The organism is Rhodococcus sp. T7, assembly GCF_009872365.1.
Classification (GTDB): Bacteria; Actinomycetota; Actinomycetes; order Mycobacteriales; family Mycobacteriaceae; genus Rhodococcus_F.
Genome location: NZ_WXYH01000050.1, coordinates 1 through 16,060, shown reverse-complemented (window position 1 = coordinate 16,060; position 16,060 = coordinate 1). Strand labels below are relative to the sequence as shown.

Sequence of the window (16,060 nt, the reverse complement as noted above, 5' to 3'; positions counted from 1 at the left end):
CGCCGGCGCCGTCGCCGGCGAGCCCGGCGACACGAACGCGCTGGCGTTGCAGGCCATCTACGCCGACGCCGCCGGTGATCTGATCACCCGTGAGGCCGCGCTCGCCCGGCTGGGCGCGGCGGACGGCGGTATGCGCGCCGGCGTCGACGGGATGCTGAACGCGATCAGAATTGCCTCGTTCACGCCCCCGAACCCGCTCCCGGCAATCCAGGGACCGTCCACCGCGATCATCGTCCTCGGGTTCGGTCTGCTCCCCGACGGCACGATGCGTCCGGAATTGGTCAACCGCCTGCAGGCCGCGATGGTGCAGTCGTGGGTCTCGCCGATGTCGCCGATCATCGTCACCGGCGGCAACCCGCAGAACGGCATCACGGAGGCGGCCGCGATGCAGGGATGGTTGCAGGCGCACGGTGTGCCTGCACAGCGCATCCACCCCGAGCATCGTGCCGGATCGACGGTGGGCAACGCGCTCAATTCGGTTCCGCTCGCCCGCTCGCTCGGTGCGGGCGGCGCGATCATCGTGACGTCGGCGAATCACATCCGCAGGGCAACGGTCGATTTCAACGTCGCCGGACTGCCGGTGGTCGGGGCGATGAGCGCGGTCACCAGTGCCGGTCAGCTGATCGCCGAATTCATGCCCCTGACCAAGGATCAGCAACTCGGCATGTACCGCGACGCGATCAGGGTGTTCGGCATCCCCGCCGGCTATTGACGGGACGACGCGTCGCCCCGTCGAATGGGGGATGGGCGGCGGGGAAGTCGGTCATGGGGAGACGGTAGGACGGCGCTGTGACGGGTTCGTGTCACGCGTGTTTCCGCGGTGAGAACGGCAGCCGTTCCGGGCGCGGGCGGTGGCAGAGTGCAGTTCGTGGCAGTATTGCGACGCACCGACCGCAGGAGGACACATGCGCTTGTCGCCCCACGAGCAGGAGCGTCTGCTCCTGAGCTATGCCGCGGAACTCGCGCGCAGGCGCCGGCAACGCGGACTCGTGCTGAACCACCCGGAGGCCGTGGCCCTCATCACGGATCACATCCTCGAGGGGGCCCGCGACGGCCGGTCGGTGGCGGAGTTGATGGTGTCCGGCCGGGAGGTGCTCACCCGCGCCGACGTGATGGAGGGTGTCCCGGAGATGCTGCACGACGTGCAGGTGGAGGCCACTTTTCCGGACGGCACGAAACTCGTCACCGTCCACGATCCGATCGCGTAGGGGTGACCGTGATTCCAGGTGAAGTCTTCTGCGCCGAGGGCGTGATCGAGCTCAACGAGGGTTCTCCCCGCACGGAACTCGCGGTGGTCAACACCGGTGACCGGCCGGTGCAGGTCGGCAGTCACGTTCATTTTCCGCAGGCCAACCACGCCCTGCGGTTCGACCGTTCCGCCGCCCACGGGCTGCGGCTGGACATTCCCGCGGGCACCGCGGTGCGTTTCGAACCGGGTATCGCGCAGACGGTTTCACTCGTGCCGCTGCGCGGAACCCGGGAAGTGCACGGGCTGAGCCTCACTCCTCCCGGAAAGCTGGACGCGTCGTGACCGATCTCAGCCGCGCACGGTACGCGGAGCTGTTCGGTCCCACGACCGGCGACCGCATCCGGCTTGCCGACACCGACCTTCTGATCGAGATCACCGAGGACCGCAGCGGCGGTCCGGGACTGGCCGGCGACGAAGCGGTGTTCGGTGGCGGAAAAGTGTTGCGCGAGTCCATGGGTCAGGGTCGCGCGACCCGCGCCGAGGGCGCACCCGACACGGTGATCACCGGGGTGGTGGTGGTCGACCACTGGGGAATCATCAAGGCGGACGTCGGTATTCGGGACGGGCGCATCGTGGCGCTCGGCAAGGCGGGCAACCCCGACACGATGTCGGGCGTGCACCCCGATCTCGTGGTGGGACCGTCCACCGAGATCATCGCCGGGAACGGCAAGATCCTCACCGCAGGCGGTATCGACTGCCACGTGCACTTCATCTGCCCGCAGATCATGGACGAGGCGCTGGGTGGCGGCATCACGACGATGATCGGCGGCGGCACGGGCCCCGCCGAGGGCAGCAAGGCCACCACCGTCACCCCCGGTTCCTGGCACACCGCCCGGATGCTGGAGGCACTCGACGGCTGGCCGATGAACATCGCTCTGCTCGGCAAGGGCAACACAGTCAGCTCCGAGTCGATGTGGGAGCAGTTGCGCGGCGGCGTCTCCGGATTCAAGCTGCACGAGGACTGGGGTTCGACCCCGGCTGCCATCGACGCGTGCCTCACCGTCGCGGACGCCGCGGGGGTGCAGGTGGCGCTGCACTCGGACACGTTGAACGAGGCGGGTTTCGTCGAGGACACGCTCGCGGCGATCGCCGGACGTGCGATCCACGCCTATCACACGGAAGGGGCCGGCGGCGGTCACGCACCGGACATCATCACGGTGGCCGCGCACCCGAACGTCCTGCCGAGTTCGACCAATCCGACTCGGCCGCACACCGTGAACACCCTCGACGAGCACCTCGACATGCTCATGGTGTGCCATCACCTGAGCCCGAAGATCCCGGAGGACCTGGCGTTCGCCGAGAGCCGCATCCGGCCGTCCACCATCGCGGCGGAGGACCTGCTGCACGACCTCGGCGCCATCTCCATGATCGGTAGCGACTCGCAGGCGATGGGACGGATCGGCGAGGTCGTGCTGCGCACCTGGCAGACGGCGCACGTGATGAAGCGCCGGCGGGGTTTCCTGCCCGGCGACGCCGGCGCCGACAACCAGCGCGTCCAGCGCTACGTCGCGAAGTACACGATCTGCCCCGCCGTCGCGCACGGGCTGGAGGACGAGATCGGGTCGGTCGAGGTCGGCAAACTCGCCGACCTGGTGCTGTGGGATCCGGCGTTCTTCGGGGTCCGGCCGCACGCGGTGATCAAGGGCGGGATGATCGCGTGGGCCGCGATGGGTGATGCCAACGCGTCCATACCGACTCCGCAGCCGGTGCTTCCGCGCCCCATGTTCGGGGCGGCCCCCAAGGCCGCGGCCGCCACGTCCGTGCACTTCGTCGCGCCGCACGCCCTCGAGGGCGGACTGGCGGATCGGCTGGACCTGAACCGGCGGCTGGTGCCGGTCGCGAACGTGCGGTCGCGGGGCAAGGCCGACATGCCGCGCAACGACGCGCAGCCGCGGATCGAGGTGGACCCCGACACGTTCACGGTCCGCATCGACGGCGAGGTGTGGGAAGAGCAGCCGGCGGTGGAACTGCCCATGGCCCAGCGCTACTTCCTGTTCTGATGCGCCTCGCTCACCTGATGTCGCTCGCCGACTCGAGGCTGCCCACGGGCGGGCACGTGCATTCGGGCGGCATCGAGGAGGCCGTCGCCGCCGGTGTCGTCCGCGACGTCGCCACGACGGAAGCGTTCCTGCGACGTCGGATCCGGACCGCCGGGCTCGTCGGGGGATCGGTCACCGCGGCGGTGTGCGCGGGCGGGCTCACCGCCGAACGCGCCGACGCCGAGATGGACGCGCGAACCCCGTCCCCGGCGGCGCGGTCGTCTTCGCGGGCGCAGGGTCGAGGGCTGCTGCGGCTGGCCCGCACCACGTGGCCCGAAAACGACTGGTCGCCGCTCGGACCGCGTCCGCACCTGCCGGTGGTGTCGGGCATGGTCGGAGCCGTCACCGGGGTCGGACCGCGGGAGGCGGCACTGGTCTTCGTGTACACCACCATGACCGGGTCCGCGACCGCCGCGCAGCGTCTGCTCGCTCTCGATCCCGCGCAGGTCGCCGCATGCACGTTCGGGTTGGCCGACCTGTGCGACGACATCGCCGACCGATGCGTGACCGGACTCGCGAGCATGTCCGACCCGCTTCTGGACGTCGTCGCCGAACGGCACGTTCTGCGGGACCGCCCCCTGTTCGTGTCGTGACAGCGTTGTACCCAGTGTCGTGACAGCCGCTGCACCCAGTGAGGAGAAATCAACCATGCCACCACATTTCATCGACGGTGAACCGCACGACCACCACCACGACCGTCCGCGGCGGGTCCGGGTGGCGGGGGAACCGGTCCGCATCGGGATCGGGGGTCCGGTCGGGTCGGGCAAGACGGCGCTCGTCGCCGCGCTCTGCAGGCAACTGCGCGAGGAGTTGTCGCTGGCCGTGCTGACCAACGACATCTACACCACCGAGGACGCGGACTTCCTGCGCCGCCACGCCGTGCTGCCGGACGAACGCATCGCCGCCGTGCAGACCGGTGGCTGCCCGCACACGGCGATCCGCGACGACATCACCGCCAACCTCGACGCCATCGACGACCTGATCGCAACAAACCCGCCGCTCGATCTGATCCTGGTGGAGTCGGGCGGCGACAACCTCACCGCGACGTTCTCGTCGGGCCTGATCGACGTGCAGATCTTCGTCGTCGACGTCGCCGGCGGCGACAAGGTTCCCCGCAAGGGTGGTCCCGGTGTGACGTTCTCGGATCTGCTCGTGATCAACAAGACCGACCTCGCGCCGATGGTCGGAGCCGACCTCGGGGTGATGCGCCGCGACGCCGAGCAGGTTCGCGAGGGCAGGCCCACCGCGCTGATCTCGTTGACGGAGGACCCGTCGTCCGGACCGGTACTCGCGTGGGTGCGGGAGCAGGTGCGCACGCTCGCCGCCGTGCACCCGTAGTGCGCACCGAACTGACGATTCTCGCGTCCCCCGATCGCAGTCCGCGGATCTCCGCGGCCGGGGGACTGGCGGCCCGGATCACCGGCCGCGACACGGTCCACGTGATCGGCACCGCCGCGACCCCGCTCGGCGGCGACCACTGGGACATCACCGTCCGGGTGCTGCCGGGTGCCCGGCTGACGCTGCGCAGCGTCGCGGCGTCCCTGGCCCTGCCCGGCCGCGGTGAGGTGCTGTCCACCGCGCAGTGGTCGGTGGAGGTCGGGGACGACGCCGTGCTCGACTGCGCACTGGAACCCACGGTGATCGCGGGCGGCGCGGAGCATCGCGTCGAGACGACGGTGTCCCTCGCCGAGTCGGCGACGTTCCTGCTGCGTGAGCGGGTGCAGATCGGGCGGGCGGGGGAGAGCGCGGGACGCTGGGTCGGGATCACCAACGCCGATCTCGAAGACCTGCCGCTGCTCCGGCACCAGTTGGAACTCGGCGTCGGCACCGTCTCACACGACGTGCTGGACGGTCCGGCGGCCGTCACCAGTGAACTGCGGTACCCGGACGACCGGCAGGCCGAAGTCGCAGGTGACATCCGGTCGGCGCGGACGCGTCTGCCCCTCGCCCGCGGCGGCAGCCTCACCACCCGGCTCGGCCCGCACCTGTGACGCAGGTGAGCGGCAAAGTGCGTGATGGTGCGCATTTCCGCACCCGTACCGGGAGCGCCTAAGCTCTACCCTTGTGCTTTCCGTCGTTCCTCGCCCCGTCGTCGTCAGGGCCCCGTCCAAGGTCAATCTGCATCTGGCCGTCGGGGACCTGCGTGACGACGGCTATCACGAGCTGAAGACGGTGTTCCAGGCGCTCTCGCTTGGCGACACGGTCTCCGTGGTCCCGGCGGAGACGCTGTCGGTGAAGGTCCGCGGTGAGGACGCCCGCGTCGTGCCCACCGACAGCGGCAACCTCGTGTGGCAGGCCGCCGAGATGCTCGCCGCCGAAGCGGGGCGACGTCCCGACGTCGAGATCGCCATCGACAAAGGCATCCCGGTGGCCGGCGGGATGGCCGGCGGCAGCGCCGACGCCGCCGCGACGCTGGTCGGTCTGAACGCGCTGTGGCAGCTCGACCTGTCGCGGGAGGAACTCGACGGGTTCGCCGCGAAACTCGGCAGCGACGTGCCGTTCTCCCTCCACGGCGGCACCGCGGTCGGGACGGGACGCGGCGAGCGACTGCTGCCGGTGCTCTCCCGCAGCACGTTCCACTGGGTGCTCGCGCTCGCGAAGGGCGGCCTGAGCACCCCGACCGTGTTCCGGGAACTGGACCGGCTGCGTGCCGACGGGAACCCGCCGCGACTCGGCGGACCCGAAGACCTGATGCACGCCCTCACGACGGGCGACGCCGCGACGCTGGCCCCGTTGCTGGGCAACGACCTGCAGTCGGCCGCGCTGTCGCTGAATCCGGGACTGCGGCGGACGCTGCGTGCCGGTGTCGCGGCGGGCGCCCTGGCCGGGATCGTCTCCGGGTCCGGCCCGACCTGTGCCTTTCTATGTGCTGAAGCGGATGCCGCGGTCCGGGTCAGCGCAGAACTCGCAGGTGCGGGGGTGTGTCGCACGGTGCGAGTCGCCAGCGGACCCGTACCGGGCGCCCGAATAATCAACGACGCGGCGGAGGGATCGCACTGATGGCGAATCTGATCAATCTCGAGCAGGTATCGAAGTCCTTCGGCATCAAGCCGCTGCTCGATTCGGTATCCCTCGGAGTGCAGGAAGGCGAACGCATCGGCGTCGTCGGCCTCAACGGCGGTGGCAAGACCACCATGCTCGAGGTGCTCGCCGGGGTGGAGGCTCCCGATTCGGGGCGTGTCAGCCGGGTCGGCGGCCTCCGGATGGCGGTCGTGACCCAGCGTGGCGTCCTGCCGCCCGGCTCGAGCGTCGGCGACGTGGTGCTCGGACCGCTCGGGGTCGCCGACCACGAGTGGGCGGGCGACGCCCGCATCCGGTCGATCCTGGCCGGCATCGGCATCGACAACCTCGGTCTGGAGGTGTCGGTCGACGGACTGTCCGGTGGCGAGCGGCGACGCGTCGCGCTGGCGGCCGCGCTCGTCCAGGACCTCGATCTGCTGGTGCTCGACGAGCCGACCAACCACCTCGACGTCGAGGGTGTGCAGTGGCTGGCGGAACATCTCGTCACCCGTCGGAGCGCGCTGGTGGTCGTGACCCACGACCGGTGGTTCCTGGACACCGTCGCCAACCGCACGTGGGAAGTGGTGGGCGGCAGGGTCGAAAGCTACGAGGGCGGATACAACGACTGGATCTTCGCCCGGGCGGAACGCTCCCGGCAGGCCGACGCGTCCGAGGAACGCCGCCGCAACCTCGCCCGCAAGGAACTGGCCTGGCTGCGGCGCGGCGCACCCGCCCGCACGTCCAAGCCCAAGTACCGGATCGAAGCCGCCGAGGCGTTGATCGCGGATGTCCCGCCGCCCCGCGACAACGTGGCGCTGGCGTCGTTCGCGCAACGCAGGCTCGGCAAGGTCGTCATCGAACTCGAGGACGCGCGCCTGGAGACGCCGGACGGCCGGGTGCTCGTCGACGACCTCACCTGGCGGTTGGCGCCCGGTGAGCGCGTCGGTCTGGTCGGCGTCAACGGCTCCGGCAAGACGACGCTCCTGCGCACGCTCGCCGGGGAGATTTCGCCTGCGTCGGGCAAGCGCATCCAGGGGCAGACGGTGCACATCGGCTGGCTCCGTCAGGAACTCGACGACCTGCCGACGAACATGCGGGTGCTCGAGGCCGTCAAGGACGTCGCCGAGCGGATCACGTTGGGCGACAAGGAGGTGTCGGCCGGACAGCTCGCCGAGCGGCTGGGCTTCACCCCCGCCCGGCAGCGCACACCGGTCGGTGACCTGTCCGGTGGCGAGCGTCGCCGTCTGCAGCTCACGCGGGTGCTGATGTCGGAGCCGAACGTCCTGCTGCTCGACGAGCCGACCAACGACCTCGACATCGACACCCTGCAGCAACTCGAGGACATCCTCGACGGCTGGGCGGGCACGATGGTCGTGATCAGCCACGACCGATACCTGATCGAACGCATCTGTGACACCACCTGGGCGCTGTTCGGCGACGGCAAGCTGACCAACCTGCCCGGCGGCATCGAGGACTACCTGCGTCGGCGGGCGAAGATGGTCGACACCGGCGCACCGTCGGTCGCGTCGACGGCGACCGGTGCGTCCGCGCCCAAGCAGGTGCGGGACGGGGCCGCCGAACGCGCCGCGCGCAAGGAACTGTCGCGTCTCGAGCGTGCCGTCGCGAAGTTGGACGACCGCGAACGGACGCTGCACGAGAAGCTGGCGGAGGCCGCCACCGATCCGGACAAGCTGCAGAAGCTCGATGCCGAGCTCAAGCAGGTCGTCGCGGACAAGGAAGCCACCGAGGAACAGTGGATGGAGCTGGCCGCCGAGCTGGACTAGCTCCGTCAGAACCGTAGCGACAGGACGCCGTCGCGATCGGTGACGTGCACGGACCGCCCGATCGGCGACCGCGCCAAGGTGTGCGCGAAGGCGGACAGCGCGGCCGCCTCCTCGGCGCCCGTGTGTCCGGCGAGACGCCGGCCGTCGGGGGTGTGCGCGACGACGAACCCGGTCGCCGGGGCGCCGTCGCGGCCGTACTCCACCGTAGAGGTGACGATGCCGGCTCGGCCCTCGTACCCGGCGACGAGTTCCGGTGCCTGCGCTGTGAGTTGCGCAGGCTCCGGATCGCCGACGTATCCGACCGGATGCGGGGTACTTGCGAGCAACACGACGTGCTGGTACGTCAGATAGCCACCGTTGCCGTGGACCAGGGCCGTTCCCCCGTCCTCCCGCAGCCTGCGGGTGACCTCGGCGATCGAATGCAGCGTGTAGCTGTTGAGGGGGCCGCCGAAGAAGGAGTGGCCGCCCGTCACGCTCGGCACGACGTCGCCGCGCAGGCCGAGTGTGCGGGTCAGGAGCTTCGGCACCACCGGGAAGCAGCTGTAGGCGTCGACGATGTCCAGTGCCGAGGCGTCGACCGCGGCCCGCGACAGCGCCTGCTGCACCGCGTCCGTCATCGCCGCCGAAGTTCCGAAACCGTTGCGGCTCAGTATGTCCACGGGATCGGTGGCACCCGCGCCGCCCCACAGGTACACCGTGCGGTCCTCGGGGACGCCGTGGTCCCGGGCGACGGCCAGCGAGCACACCAGCACCGCGGCGGCCTGATCGACGAACGGCATGGCATTGAGCATCAGCGGGTACGGTTCGCACACCATCCGGTTGCCCGGACCCACCGTGGCGATGTCCTCGGCGGAATACACCTCGGACGTCCACGACACCGGGTTCTTCGCCGCCAGTTCGGAGAACGCCGAATACATCCGCGCCGACTCCGTCAGCGACTCGCCGGGGCCGAGACCAGACTCGTGTGCCACGCGGTTCTCGAACAACGGGTACACCCGGGTCGGCACGATCAGCCCGGCGCGCTGCATCGCGGGGCTCCCGAGGTCCGCCGGGTCGAACGCAGGCGGGCCGCCCGGCGCCGACTCCCAGCCCAGCGACGCGGGATCGGTGCCCGACTTCCGGAGCGCCGTCATGGTCGCCTGCGCCTCGCCGCCGACGAGGAGCGCCGCCGACGACCGGCCCGCGGCGATGTCGTCGCCGATCCGGTCGAGGAGTGCCGCGGGCCAGTGTCCGCCGATCGGGGACGTGCTCGACCGCGGTGACGGCAGCGTCAACCGCGCGGCCAGCAGTCCGGGGAGGTCGTCGTACGACCAGCTGACGGTCTTCACCGCGTGGATCGCGTCGATCCGGCAGCCGAGGGCGGGGGATCCGCTGTCGACGATGGCGGCGCGCGCGGCGTCGGTGATCAGGTCGAGCGGTTCCCGCGGGCCCGCCGGTTCGCCCGCGCGGCCGGAGCGGACGTCGCCGACACCAACGATCACCGGTATACGGGCCGGATCCATGGAGTCCCCTCTCGTGTGACCTCTCGGCGTCACGGTAGCGCGGGATGAGGTATCTGTGGAGGCGGGGTCACAGCAATCGCGTCCGGCGTTCGGTGCGGTCGGCGCGTCCCGTGCGACCTGAGACGGCAACGATTACTGAAAACGCTGTGCAGCAAAGGAATTCGAAGACCGCGGCTCCGAGTGCGCTCGCGGGCCCGCGCTACTGCCAGGTGAGGGTTGCCTAAGGTAGTGTGGAGTGTGTGTGCTGGAGCGCAGGCCATGCAGTCATTTCGTAACCTTTTCGTGTCCCGGATCACGGCCTGAATATGCATGATCCGGGCAAAACGGGGGAATCCAACGCGAACCTGCAGATTCTCGGACTAATCTGCAGTCCAGGCTTTGCATGTCGCTGCACAGGAGGCGGGGGTCATGGATCTCGAAGCGATCAAACAGATCGAGCAGCTCAAGCACCGTTACTCACGTGCACTCGACACGAAGTCGTGGGTGGAGTTCGCCGACACGATGGTCCCGGACGTCACCGCGACGTACAGCGAATACCTCACGTTCGACTCCCGTGACTCGTTCGTGTCCTTCCTCGAGAACACCCTCGGGACACACGTCATCACCGAGCATCAGTGCGGCCAACCCGAAATCACCGTCACCGGCGACACCGCTGTCGGCGTGTGGTTCCTCGCGGACACCACGCTGATTCCCGAGGACGGCATGCTGCTGCGCGGGTCTGCCTACTACCACGATCGTTACCTTCGGTGTGCCGACGGCAACTGGCGGATCACGCACACCGGATACGAACGCACCTGGGAATCGGTTGCGGCGCTGTCCGATTTCCCGAGTTTCCGGCTCACTTCAAACAAATGGGCGATGTTGCAACCTCCGGCGTCCGCCTGAGGGAGCACACTGGGACTCGACGCATCACGGACACTGGGAGGTGACGACGTTGCCGGAAGTCCCCGTTCCCGGCGCGCTGCCGTACCTGACGGTGCGGCGCGGTGTCGAGGCGATCGAGTGGTATTCCAAGGTATTCGGCGCCCAGGTGGTGGGTGAGCCGATCGTCATGGACGACGGCCGGGTCGGTCATGCGGAACTGCGGTTGCCGACCGGCATGATCTATCTGGCGGAGGAATTCCCCGAGATGGGTCTGACCGCGCCGGAGTCCGGTTCGACGTCCGTCAGCCTGATGTTGTCCGTCGACGACCCCGATGCCGTGCTGGTGGGTGCCCGCGACGCCGGCGGCACCGTCGAACGCTGGATCTCGGAGGGCCACGGACACCGCAACGCCACCCTCATCGATCCGTTCGGTCATCGCTGGATGCTGGTGGGTCCTGCCGAGCCGGCCGTGCCCGACTGAACGATCCGGCCGCGGCTAGTGTCGGCTCATGCCGAACATGCCGACTGCACCCGACCGCTCGACGTTTCCGGACACCCGCGCCTGGATCCGCGCCCTGCCGGCACTCGGCGGCGCGACGCCTGCGCCCGCCGACACGATCCCGGACTCACCGACCGCGCTGTTCCTCGACTGGATCGAGCAGGCCGTGGAAGCCGGTGTTCCGGAACCGCACGCCGCTGCGCTGTCGACCGTCGACGCCGACGGAAATCCGGACGCGCGTTTCCTGCTCCTCAAGGACGTGACGGAGCAGGGCTTCTGGTTCTCGGGCGACACCCGCTCGCCGAAGGGTCGCGACCTGGCCGCGAATCCCGTTGCGGCACTGTCATTCTACTGGCGCGAACAGGGCAGGCAGGTGCGGGTGCGCGGAACCGTGGTCGAGGGCGACCCGGCGCTGTCGGCACGCGACTTCCGCGAACGGTCGGTCACCGCGCGGGCCGTGGCCGCCGCCAGCAGGCAGAGCGAGGTGCTGGACGATCCCGCCGACTACGAACGCGCGGTCGAGGCGGCGGTGACCCGCATCGAGGCCGACCCCGACTTCGTGTCGGAGACCTGGCGGGCATGGTGCATCGTCCCCGACAGTGTCGAGTTCTGGCAGGCGGACGCCGGGCGCAGGCACGTGCGCCGGCTCTACCGCCGCGAGTCGGACCGGTGGATCCGTGAGGTGCTGTGGCCCTGACGGCGGCAGGCGGCAGGGGTCAGCGCGCGGTCGAGGGCGAACGCAGGTCGACGACGATCGACTGGCCGTTCAGCTTGGCGTGGATCTCGGGGCGTTCGAACCCGGCCGCAACGAGGTACTCGCCGAGCAGCGCCAGCAGTTCGTCGGCGTCCACGGTGGGATCGGCGGAGTGACTGCTCGCCGACGCGAGGTGCTCCTCGAGCAGTTCGGTGTGTGCAAGACGGCCCGCGACTCGCACGGCTGCCACTCCCATCGCGTTGCGTCGCATGACGGTGCGTCCACGAGACTCCAGCGACGCCGTCGTGTCGGAGGACTCGGCCGGCTCGTCGGTGCTGTGCGAACCCGAGCTGCGCGTGGGCAGCGGGAAGGTGAACGTCTCGGCGGAGCTGGTCGTGGACTTGCCGTTGCCGTTGCTGCCGCCGGTCAGTCCGCCCGTGCCCGGTTCGGCGAAGGGGGATCCCGTCGCCGGGCTCGTGCCCGATCCGTTCGTGGAAATGCCGTTCTCCATCGTTTCGCTTCCTGCTCGTGGCCAAACGGGTACCGCGCAAAGCCCGTCAGTGTGCTCGATTCGATCTGAAAGCTACCAGCAGCGTCGGGCGGGCCGCACACCTCGACGGCGCACGACACGGCCTTGTCGCCGTCCGTCTCTCGGCAACGCCTCCGCGACACCACCCCGGATACGCGGTCGCGCTGGTGAAGGCGGGCGTGACGTTCACCGGCCTCGACGCCGGTTCGGTGCGGACGCCGCTCGTGTGCACTAGTCGGCGGCGGCGACGAGGGGTTCGAGCGTGAGGTCGGGCAGTTCCTTCTGGATGTACTGCAACCGCCACTTGTCGCTGACGAGGGCCAGCATCACCCCGTCCGAGCGAGTGAACACCTCGACACCGCGCTGCCGGTTCAGCTCGTCGGCCGACTCGGCGTCGGTGCGCCGCGCCAACGCGTAGCCCAGCGGTTCCATCCGGGCCTCGACGTTGAACTCGGCCTTCATCCGCGCCGCGACCACCTCGAACTGCATGGGGCCGACGGCCGCCATGACGGGCGAGGCGTCGCCGCGCAGGTCGTTGCGGAGGATCTGCACGACACCCTCGGAATCGAGCTGATCCACGGCCCGCCGGAACTGCTTGTACTTGCCTGCGCTCTCCGCCCGCAGGATGGAGAAGTGCTCCGGCGCGAACGACGGGATCGGCGGGAACTCCACCTTCTTCTCGAAGAACAGAGTGTGGCCGGGGGCGAGTGCGGTGGCGTTGACGAGTCCCACCACGTCGCCGGGGTACGCCGATTCGACGGTCGAACGCTCACGGCCGAACACGGTCTGCGCGTACTTCGTCGTGAACGGCTTACCGGTCTGGGCGTGGGTGACCACCATGCCGCGCTCGAAGACGCCCGACACGATGCGCATGAACGCCAGCCGGTCGCGGTGCGCGGTGTCCATGCCTGCCTGGACCTTGAAGACGACCGCGCTGAACGGGTCGGCGACGTCGCGGGGGGTGCCGTCGACGTCGTCCCGCGCGCGCGGCGGCGGCGCCAGCTCGACGAGCGTGTCGAGGATCTGGCGGACACCGAAGTTGAGCATCGCCGAAGCGAAGATCACGGGCGACGTCTGGCCGCCGAGAAACAGCTCCTGGTCGTGGTCCTGACCGGTGGCCGACAGCAGTTCGCTCTCCTCCGCGGCGGTCTCCCACTCGGAGCCCTCCTTCGCGAGGGCGGCGTCGGCGTCCATGACCTCTTCGGGGGCGATCTTCGCGCCACCGGCGGTGCGCGTGAATCGGATGTACTCCCGCGGGGCGCCGTCCTCGCCGCGCCGGAGCAGGCCCCGGAAATCCCCGGCGATCCCGACGGGCCAGTACAGGGGAGTGGGGGTGAGCCCGATGCGTTCCTGGATCTCGTCGAGAAGTTCCAGCGGCGTCTGGCCCGGCCGGTCCCACTTGTTGATGACGGTGATCACCGGGATTCCGCGGTGACGGCACACCTGGAACAGCTTCAGCGTCTGCGGTTCGAGACCCTTCGCGGCGTCGATCAGCATGACGGCGGCGTCGACCGCGGTCAGGACGCGGTACGTGTCCTCCGAGAAGTCGGAGTGGCCGGGCGTGTCCACCAGGTTGATGACGTTGTCGACGGGCTCGTCCGCCGACGCCTCGGTGGAGCGGTAGTTGAACTGCAGGGCGGTGGAGCTGACCGAGATGCCGCGGGCCTTCTCCATCTCCATCCAGTCGGACACCGTCGACTTGCGGCCCGCCTTGCCGTGGACGGCGCCCGCCTCGGAAATGACCTTCGCGTGCAGCGCGAGCGCCTCCGTCAGCGTCGACTTACCGGCGTCGGGATGCGAGATCACGGCGAACGTGCGGCGACGCGACGCCTCGGCCCGGACACCCTTCTCGGATTTCCCCTCCGATGAGCCGGACGCGGCGGCAGGCGCCGCCTCGGCTGGAATGGTGTCGGCCGAGTCGGACGGGGTAGTCAACGAAGAACCTCTCGGGGGACGGGATGCGTGCGGGAAGGCCGTGTGGCCGCATACCAGGTTACTCGGGTGCCGAAGACGAACTCGCAGCACAGTCACATCGACGGGCGCACAGCCAGGGACGAGTAACGATCGACGGCCGGTCACGTATTAATCAGTGAGTCGTCGGGGCGCTCCGGAGTTCACCGTTTCTGCTTTCGGACACCCGTATGTGCAGGAGGAAGACAGTGAGCAAGTTCACCGACGAGATGTACGCGACCGCGGCGAGCAGCACCCGTGGCCTCAACACGGGTGAGCCCGACGCGCCACTGCGACAGTCGTGGGGTGAGATCCACAAGGCGGCGCGCCGCATGGCGGGCGCGCTGGCCGACGCCGGCATCGGCCACGGCGACGCCATCGGCATCCTCGCCGGTCAGCCCGTCGACATCGCACCCTCCTGCCAGGGCGCCTGGATGCGCGGCGCGTCCGTCACCATGCTGCACCAGCCGACCCCGCGGACCGACCTGGCCGTGTGGGCGAAGGACACCGAAACCGTCATCACCATGATCGAGGCCAAGGCCGTCATCCTCGGTGCGCCGTTCGACGCCGCCAAGCCGCTGCTCGAGGAACGCGGCATCACCGTCGTGACGGTGGCCGAGCTGAACGAGGGCACGCCCATCGACCCGGTCGAGACGTTCGAGAGCGACATCGCCCTTCAGCAGCTCACGTCGGGGTCCACCGGTTCGCCCAAAGCAGTGCAGATCACGCACGAGAACTTCTACACCAACGCCTACGCCATGATCGACCGCATCAAGTTCTCGATCGAGGACGACGTGATGATCAGCTGGCTGCCGCTGTTCCACGACATGGGGATGGTCGGATTCCTCAGCGTGCCCATGCAGGTCGGCGCGGAGGTCGTGAGCATCACTCCGATGGACTTCCTCCGCACGCCGCTGCTGTGGGCGGAACTGATGGGCAAGTACAAGGGCACCGTCACGGCCGCCCCCAACTTCGCCTACTCCCTGCTGGCCCGCCGCCTCAAGCAGGCGGAAGACGGCGCCGTCGACCTCAGCACCGTCCGGTACATGTGGAACGGCGCCGAACCCGTGGACCCCGACACCATGAACGCGCTCGCCGAGGCAGGCGCCCGGTTCGGGCTGAACCCGTCCGCACTCGCCCCCGTCTACGGAATGGCGGAGACCACCCTCGCCGTCTCCATCCCCGATCCGGACCAGGGGCAGGTCCTCGACCGCGTCGACCCGGACCTGCTCGAGGCGATGCAGCGTGCCGTCCCGTCGCACAAGCCGAACGCGCGCGCCCTCGCCACCCTCGGGAAGATGGTGCCGAACCTCGAGGGACGCGTCGTCGACAACGAGGGGGAACTGCTCCCGACCCGCGGCGTCGGCATCATCGAGGTCCGCGGCAAGGCGGTCACCCCCGGATACATCACCCTCGACGGGCACAAGCCCGCGCAGGACGCGGACGGCTGGCTGAACACCGGCGACGTCGGCTACTTCACCGAAGAGGGCCTCGTCGTCGTGTGCGGTCGCGTCAAGGACGTCATCATCATGGGCGGCCGCAACATCTACCCCACCGACATCGAACGGGCCGCGGGCACCGTCGCCGGAGTGCGGCCCGGCAATGCGGTGGCCGTGCGCCTCGACGCCGGGCAGAAGCGGGAAAGCTTCGCCGTCGCGGTCGAGACCAACGACTACCAGGACCCCGAAACGGTCAAGCGCATCGAGCACGAGGTCGTGCACGCCGTGTTCTCCGAGGTCGGTGTGCGACCCCGCACCGTCGCCGTCCTCGGCCCCGGGAGCATCCCCAAGACGTCGTCGGGCAAACTCCGCCGCGCCACGTCCGCGAATCTGGTGGGGTAGGCGCTTCGCGCTCGTGCGCCTTTTTGGTAGCTGGGGGGCTGTTGCAAAATTCCGGTGGGTGATCAGCGTGTCACAGCGTCCTGGCCTGGGCTTTCTTGGATAATGTGTT

At 69.3% G+C, this 16,060-nt stretch carries 16 protein-coding genes; 13 read left to right on the top strand and 3 right to left on the bottom strand.

The genetic code is table 11. The annotated features are described in order from the left end of the window. From MLGJGCBP_RS07435 to MLGJGCBP_RS07395, 9 genes are all read left to right on the top strand, one after another. On the top strand, positions 1-712 hold a 712-nt coding region (locus tag MLGJGCBP_RS07435), incomplete at its 5' end, for a YdcF family protein (protein ID WP_160094634.1). A gap of 193 nt (positions 713-905) precedes the next feature. After that, positions 906-1,208 carry an urease subunit gamma gene (locus MLGJGCBP_RS07430; protein ID WP_005255454.1) on the top strand — a complete coding sequence of 101 codons (303 nt, stop codon included), beginning with the start codon at positions 906-908 and terminating at the stop codon, positions 1,206-1,208. Between the two features lie 8 nt (positions 1,209-1,216). After that, complete coding sequence (locus MLGJGCBP_RS07425) at positions 1,217-1,531, top strand: urease subunit beta (protein WP_087560110.1); 315 nt, start codon at positions 1,217-1,219, stop codon at positions 1,529-1,531. Then, the gene (locus MLGJGCBP_RS07420; protein ID WP_160094633.1) at positions 1,528-3,249 is read left to right on the top strand and encodes an urease subunit alpha; all 1,722 of its coding nucleotides are present in this window, start codon (positions 1,528-1,530) and stop codon (positions 3,247-3,249) included. Before MLGJGCBP_RS07425 ends, MLGJGCBP_RS07420 begins: the two co-directional genes overlap by 4 nt. Then, a complete protein-coding gene (locus MLGJGCBP_RS07415) occupies positions 3,249-3,881 on the top strand; it encodes an urease accessory protein UreF (RefSeq protein WP_160094632.1) in 633 nt (210 codons plus the stop codon). The genes MLGJGCBP_RS07420 and MLGJGCBP_RS07415 overlap by 1 nt, the downstream gene beginning before the upstream one ends. Positions 3,882-3,936: 55 nt before the next feature. Continuing rightward, positions 3,937-4,626, top strand: coding sequence for an urease accessory protein UreG (gene ureG, locus MLGJGCBP_RS07410; protein ID WP_160094631.1), 690 nt, complete (start codon positions 3,937-3,939; stop codon positions 4,624-4,626). Further along, positions 4,626-5,279, top strand: coding sequence for an urease accessory protein UreD (locus MLGJGCBP_RS07405; RefSeq protein ID WP_160094630.1), 654 nt, complete (start codon positions 4,626-4,628; stop codon positions 5,277-5,279). The genes ureG and MLGJGCBP_RS07405 overlap by 1 nt, the downstream gene beginning before the upstream one ends. A gap of 73 nt (positions 5,280-5,352) precedes the next feature. After that, entirely contained in the window at positions 5,353-6,288 is a 936-nt protein-coding gene (locus MLGJGCBP_RS07400; protein WP_072941090.1) for a 4-(cytidine 5'-diphospho)-2-C-methyl-D-erythritol kinase, read from the top strand. Next, positions 6,288-8,072 carry an ABC-F family ATP-binding cassette domain-containing protein gene (locus MLGJGCBP_RS07395; protein ID WP_087560023.1) on the top strand — a complete coding sequence of 595 codons (1,785 nt, stop codon included), beginning with the start codon at positions 6,288-6,290 and terminating at the stop codon, positions 8,070-8,072. The genes MLGJGCBP_RS07400 and MLGJGCBP_RS07395 overlap by 1 nt, the downstream gene beginning before the upstream one ends. A 5-nt stretch (positions 8,073-8,077) precedes the next feature. Here MLGJGCBP_RS07395 and MLGJGCBP_RS07390 read toward each other — a convergent pair whose 3' ends face one another. Then, the gene (locus MLGJGCBP_RS07390; RefSeq protein WP_160094629.1) at positions 8,078-9,574 is read right to left on the bottom strand and encodes an acetyl-CoA acetyltransferase; all 1,497 of its coding nucleotides are present in this window, start codon (positions 9,572-9,574) and stop codon (positions 8,078-8,080) included. Positions 9,575-9,982: 408 nt separating this feature from the next. Here MLGJGCBP_RS07390 and MLGJGCBP_RS07385 point away from each other — a divergent pair, with 408 nt between their 5' ends. The 3 genes from MLGJGCBP_RS07385 to MLGJGCBP_RS07375 are packed head-to-tail and all read left to right on the top strand — an operon-like array spanning position 9,983 to position 11,634. Beyond that, the gene (locus tag MLGJGCBP_RS07385; RefSeq protein WP_015889488.1) at positions 9,983-10,459 is read left to right on the top strand and encodes a nuclear transport factor 2 family protein; all 477 of its coding nucleotides are present in this window, start codon (positions 9,983-9,985) and stop codon (positions 10,457-10,459) included. A 40-nt stretch (positions 10,460-10,499) separates the two neighbouring features. Further along, positions 10,500-10,919 (top strand): VOC family protein, encoded by a 420-nt coding sequence (locus tag MLGJGCBP_RS07380; RefSeq protein WP_201452992.1) that lies wholly within the window; start codon positions 10,500-10,502, stop codon positions 10,917-10,919. Positions 10,920-10,956: 37 nt separating this feature from the next. Then, positions 10,957-11,634 (top strand): pyridoxine/pyridoxamine 5'-phosphate oxidase, encoded by a 678-nt coding sequence (locus MLGJGCBP_RS07375; RefSeq protein WP_160094628.1) that lies wholly within the window; start codon positions 10,957-10,959, stop codon positions 11,632-11,634. Between the two features lie 19 nt (positions 11,635-11,653). On the opposite strand, the gene MLGJGCBP_RS07370 is transcribed toward MLGJGCBP_RS07375, so the two are convergent. After that, positions 11,654-12,142, bottom strand: a complete 489-nt coding sequence (locus MLGJGCBP_RS07370; RefSeq protein WP_087560025.1) for a hypothetical protein — start codon at positions 12,140-12,142, stop codon at positions 11,654-11,656. Positions 12,143-12,391: 249 nt separating this feature from the next. Continuing rightward, entirely contained in the window at positions 12,392-14,095 is a 1,704-nt protein-coding gene (locus MLGJGCBP_RS07360) for a peptide chain release factor 3 (RefSeq protein ID WP_160094626.1), read from the bottom strand. Positions 14,096-14,319: 224 nt separating this feature from the next. Here MLGJGCBP_RS07360 and MLGJGCBP_RS07355 point away from each other — a divergent pair, with 224 nt between their 5' ends. Continuing rightward, positions 14,320-15,951 carry a fatty acyl-AMP ligase gene (locus tag MLGJGCBP_RS07355; RefSeq protein ID WP_160094625.1) on the top strand — a complete coding sequence of 544 codons (1,632 nt, stop codon included), beginning with the start codon at positions 14,320-14,322 and terminating at the stop codon, positions 15,949-15,951. Positions 15,952-16,060 lie beyond the last annotated feature (109 nt).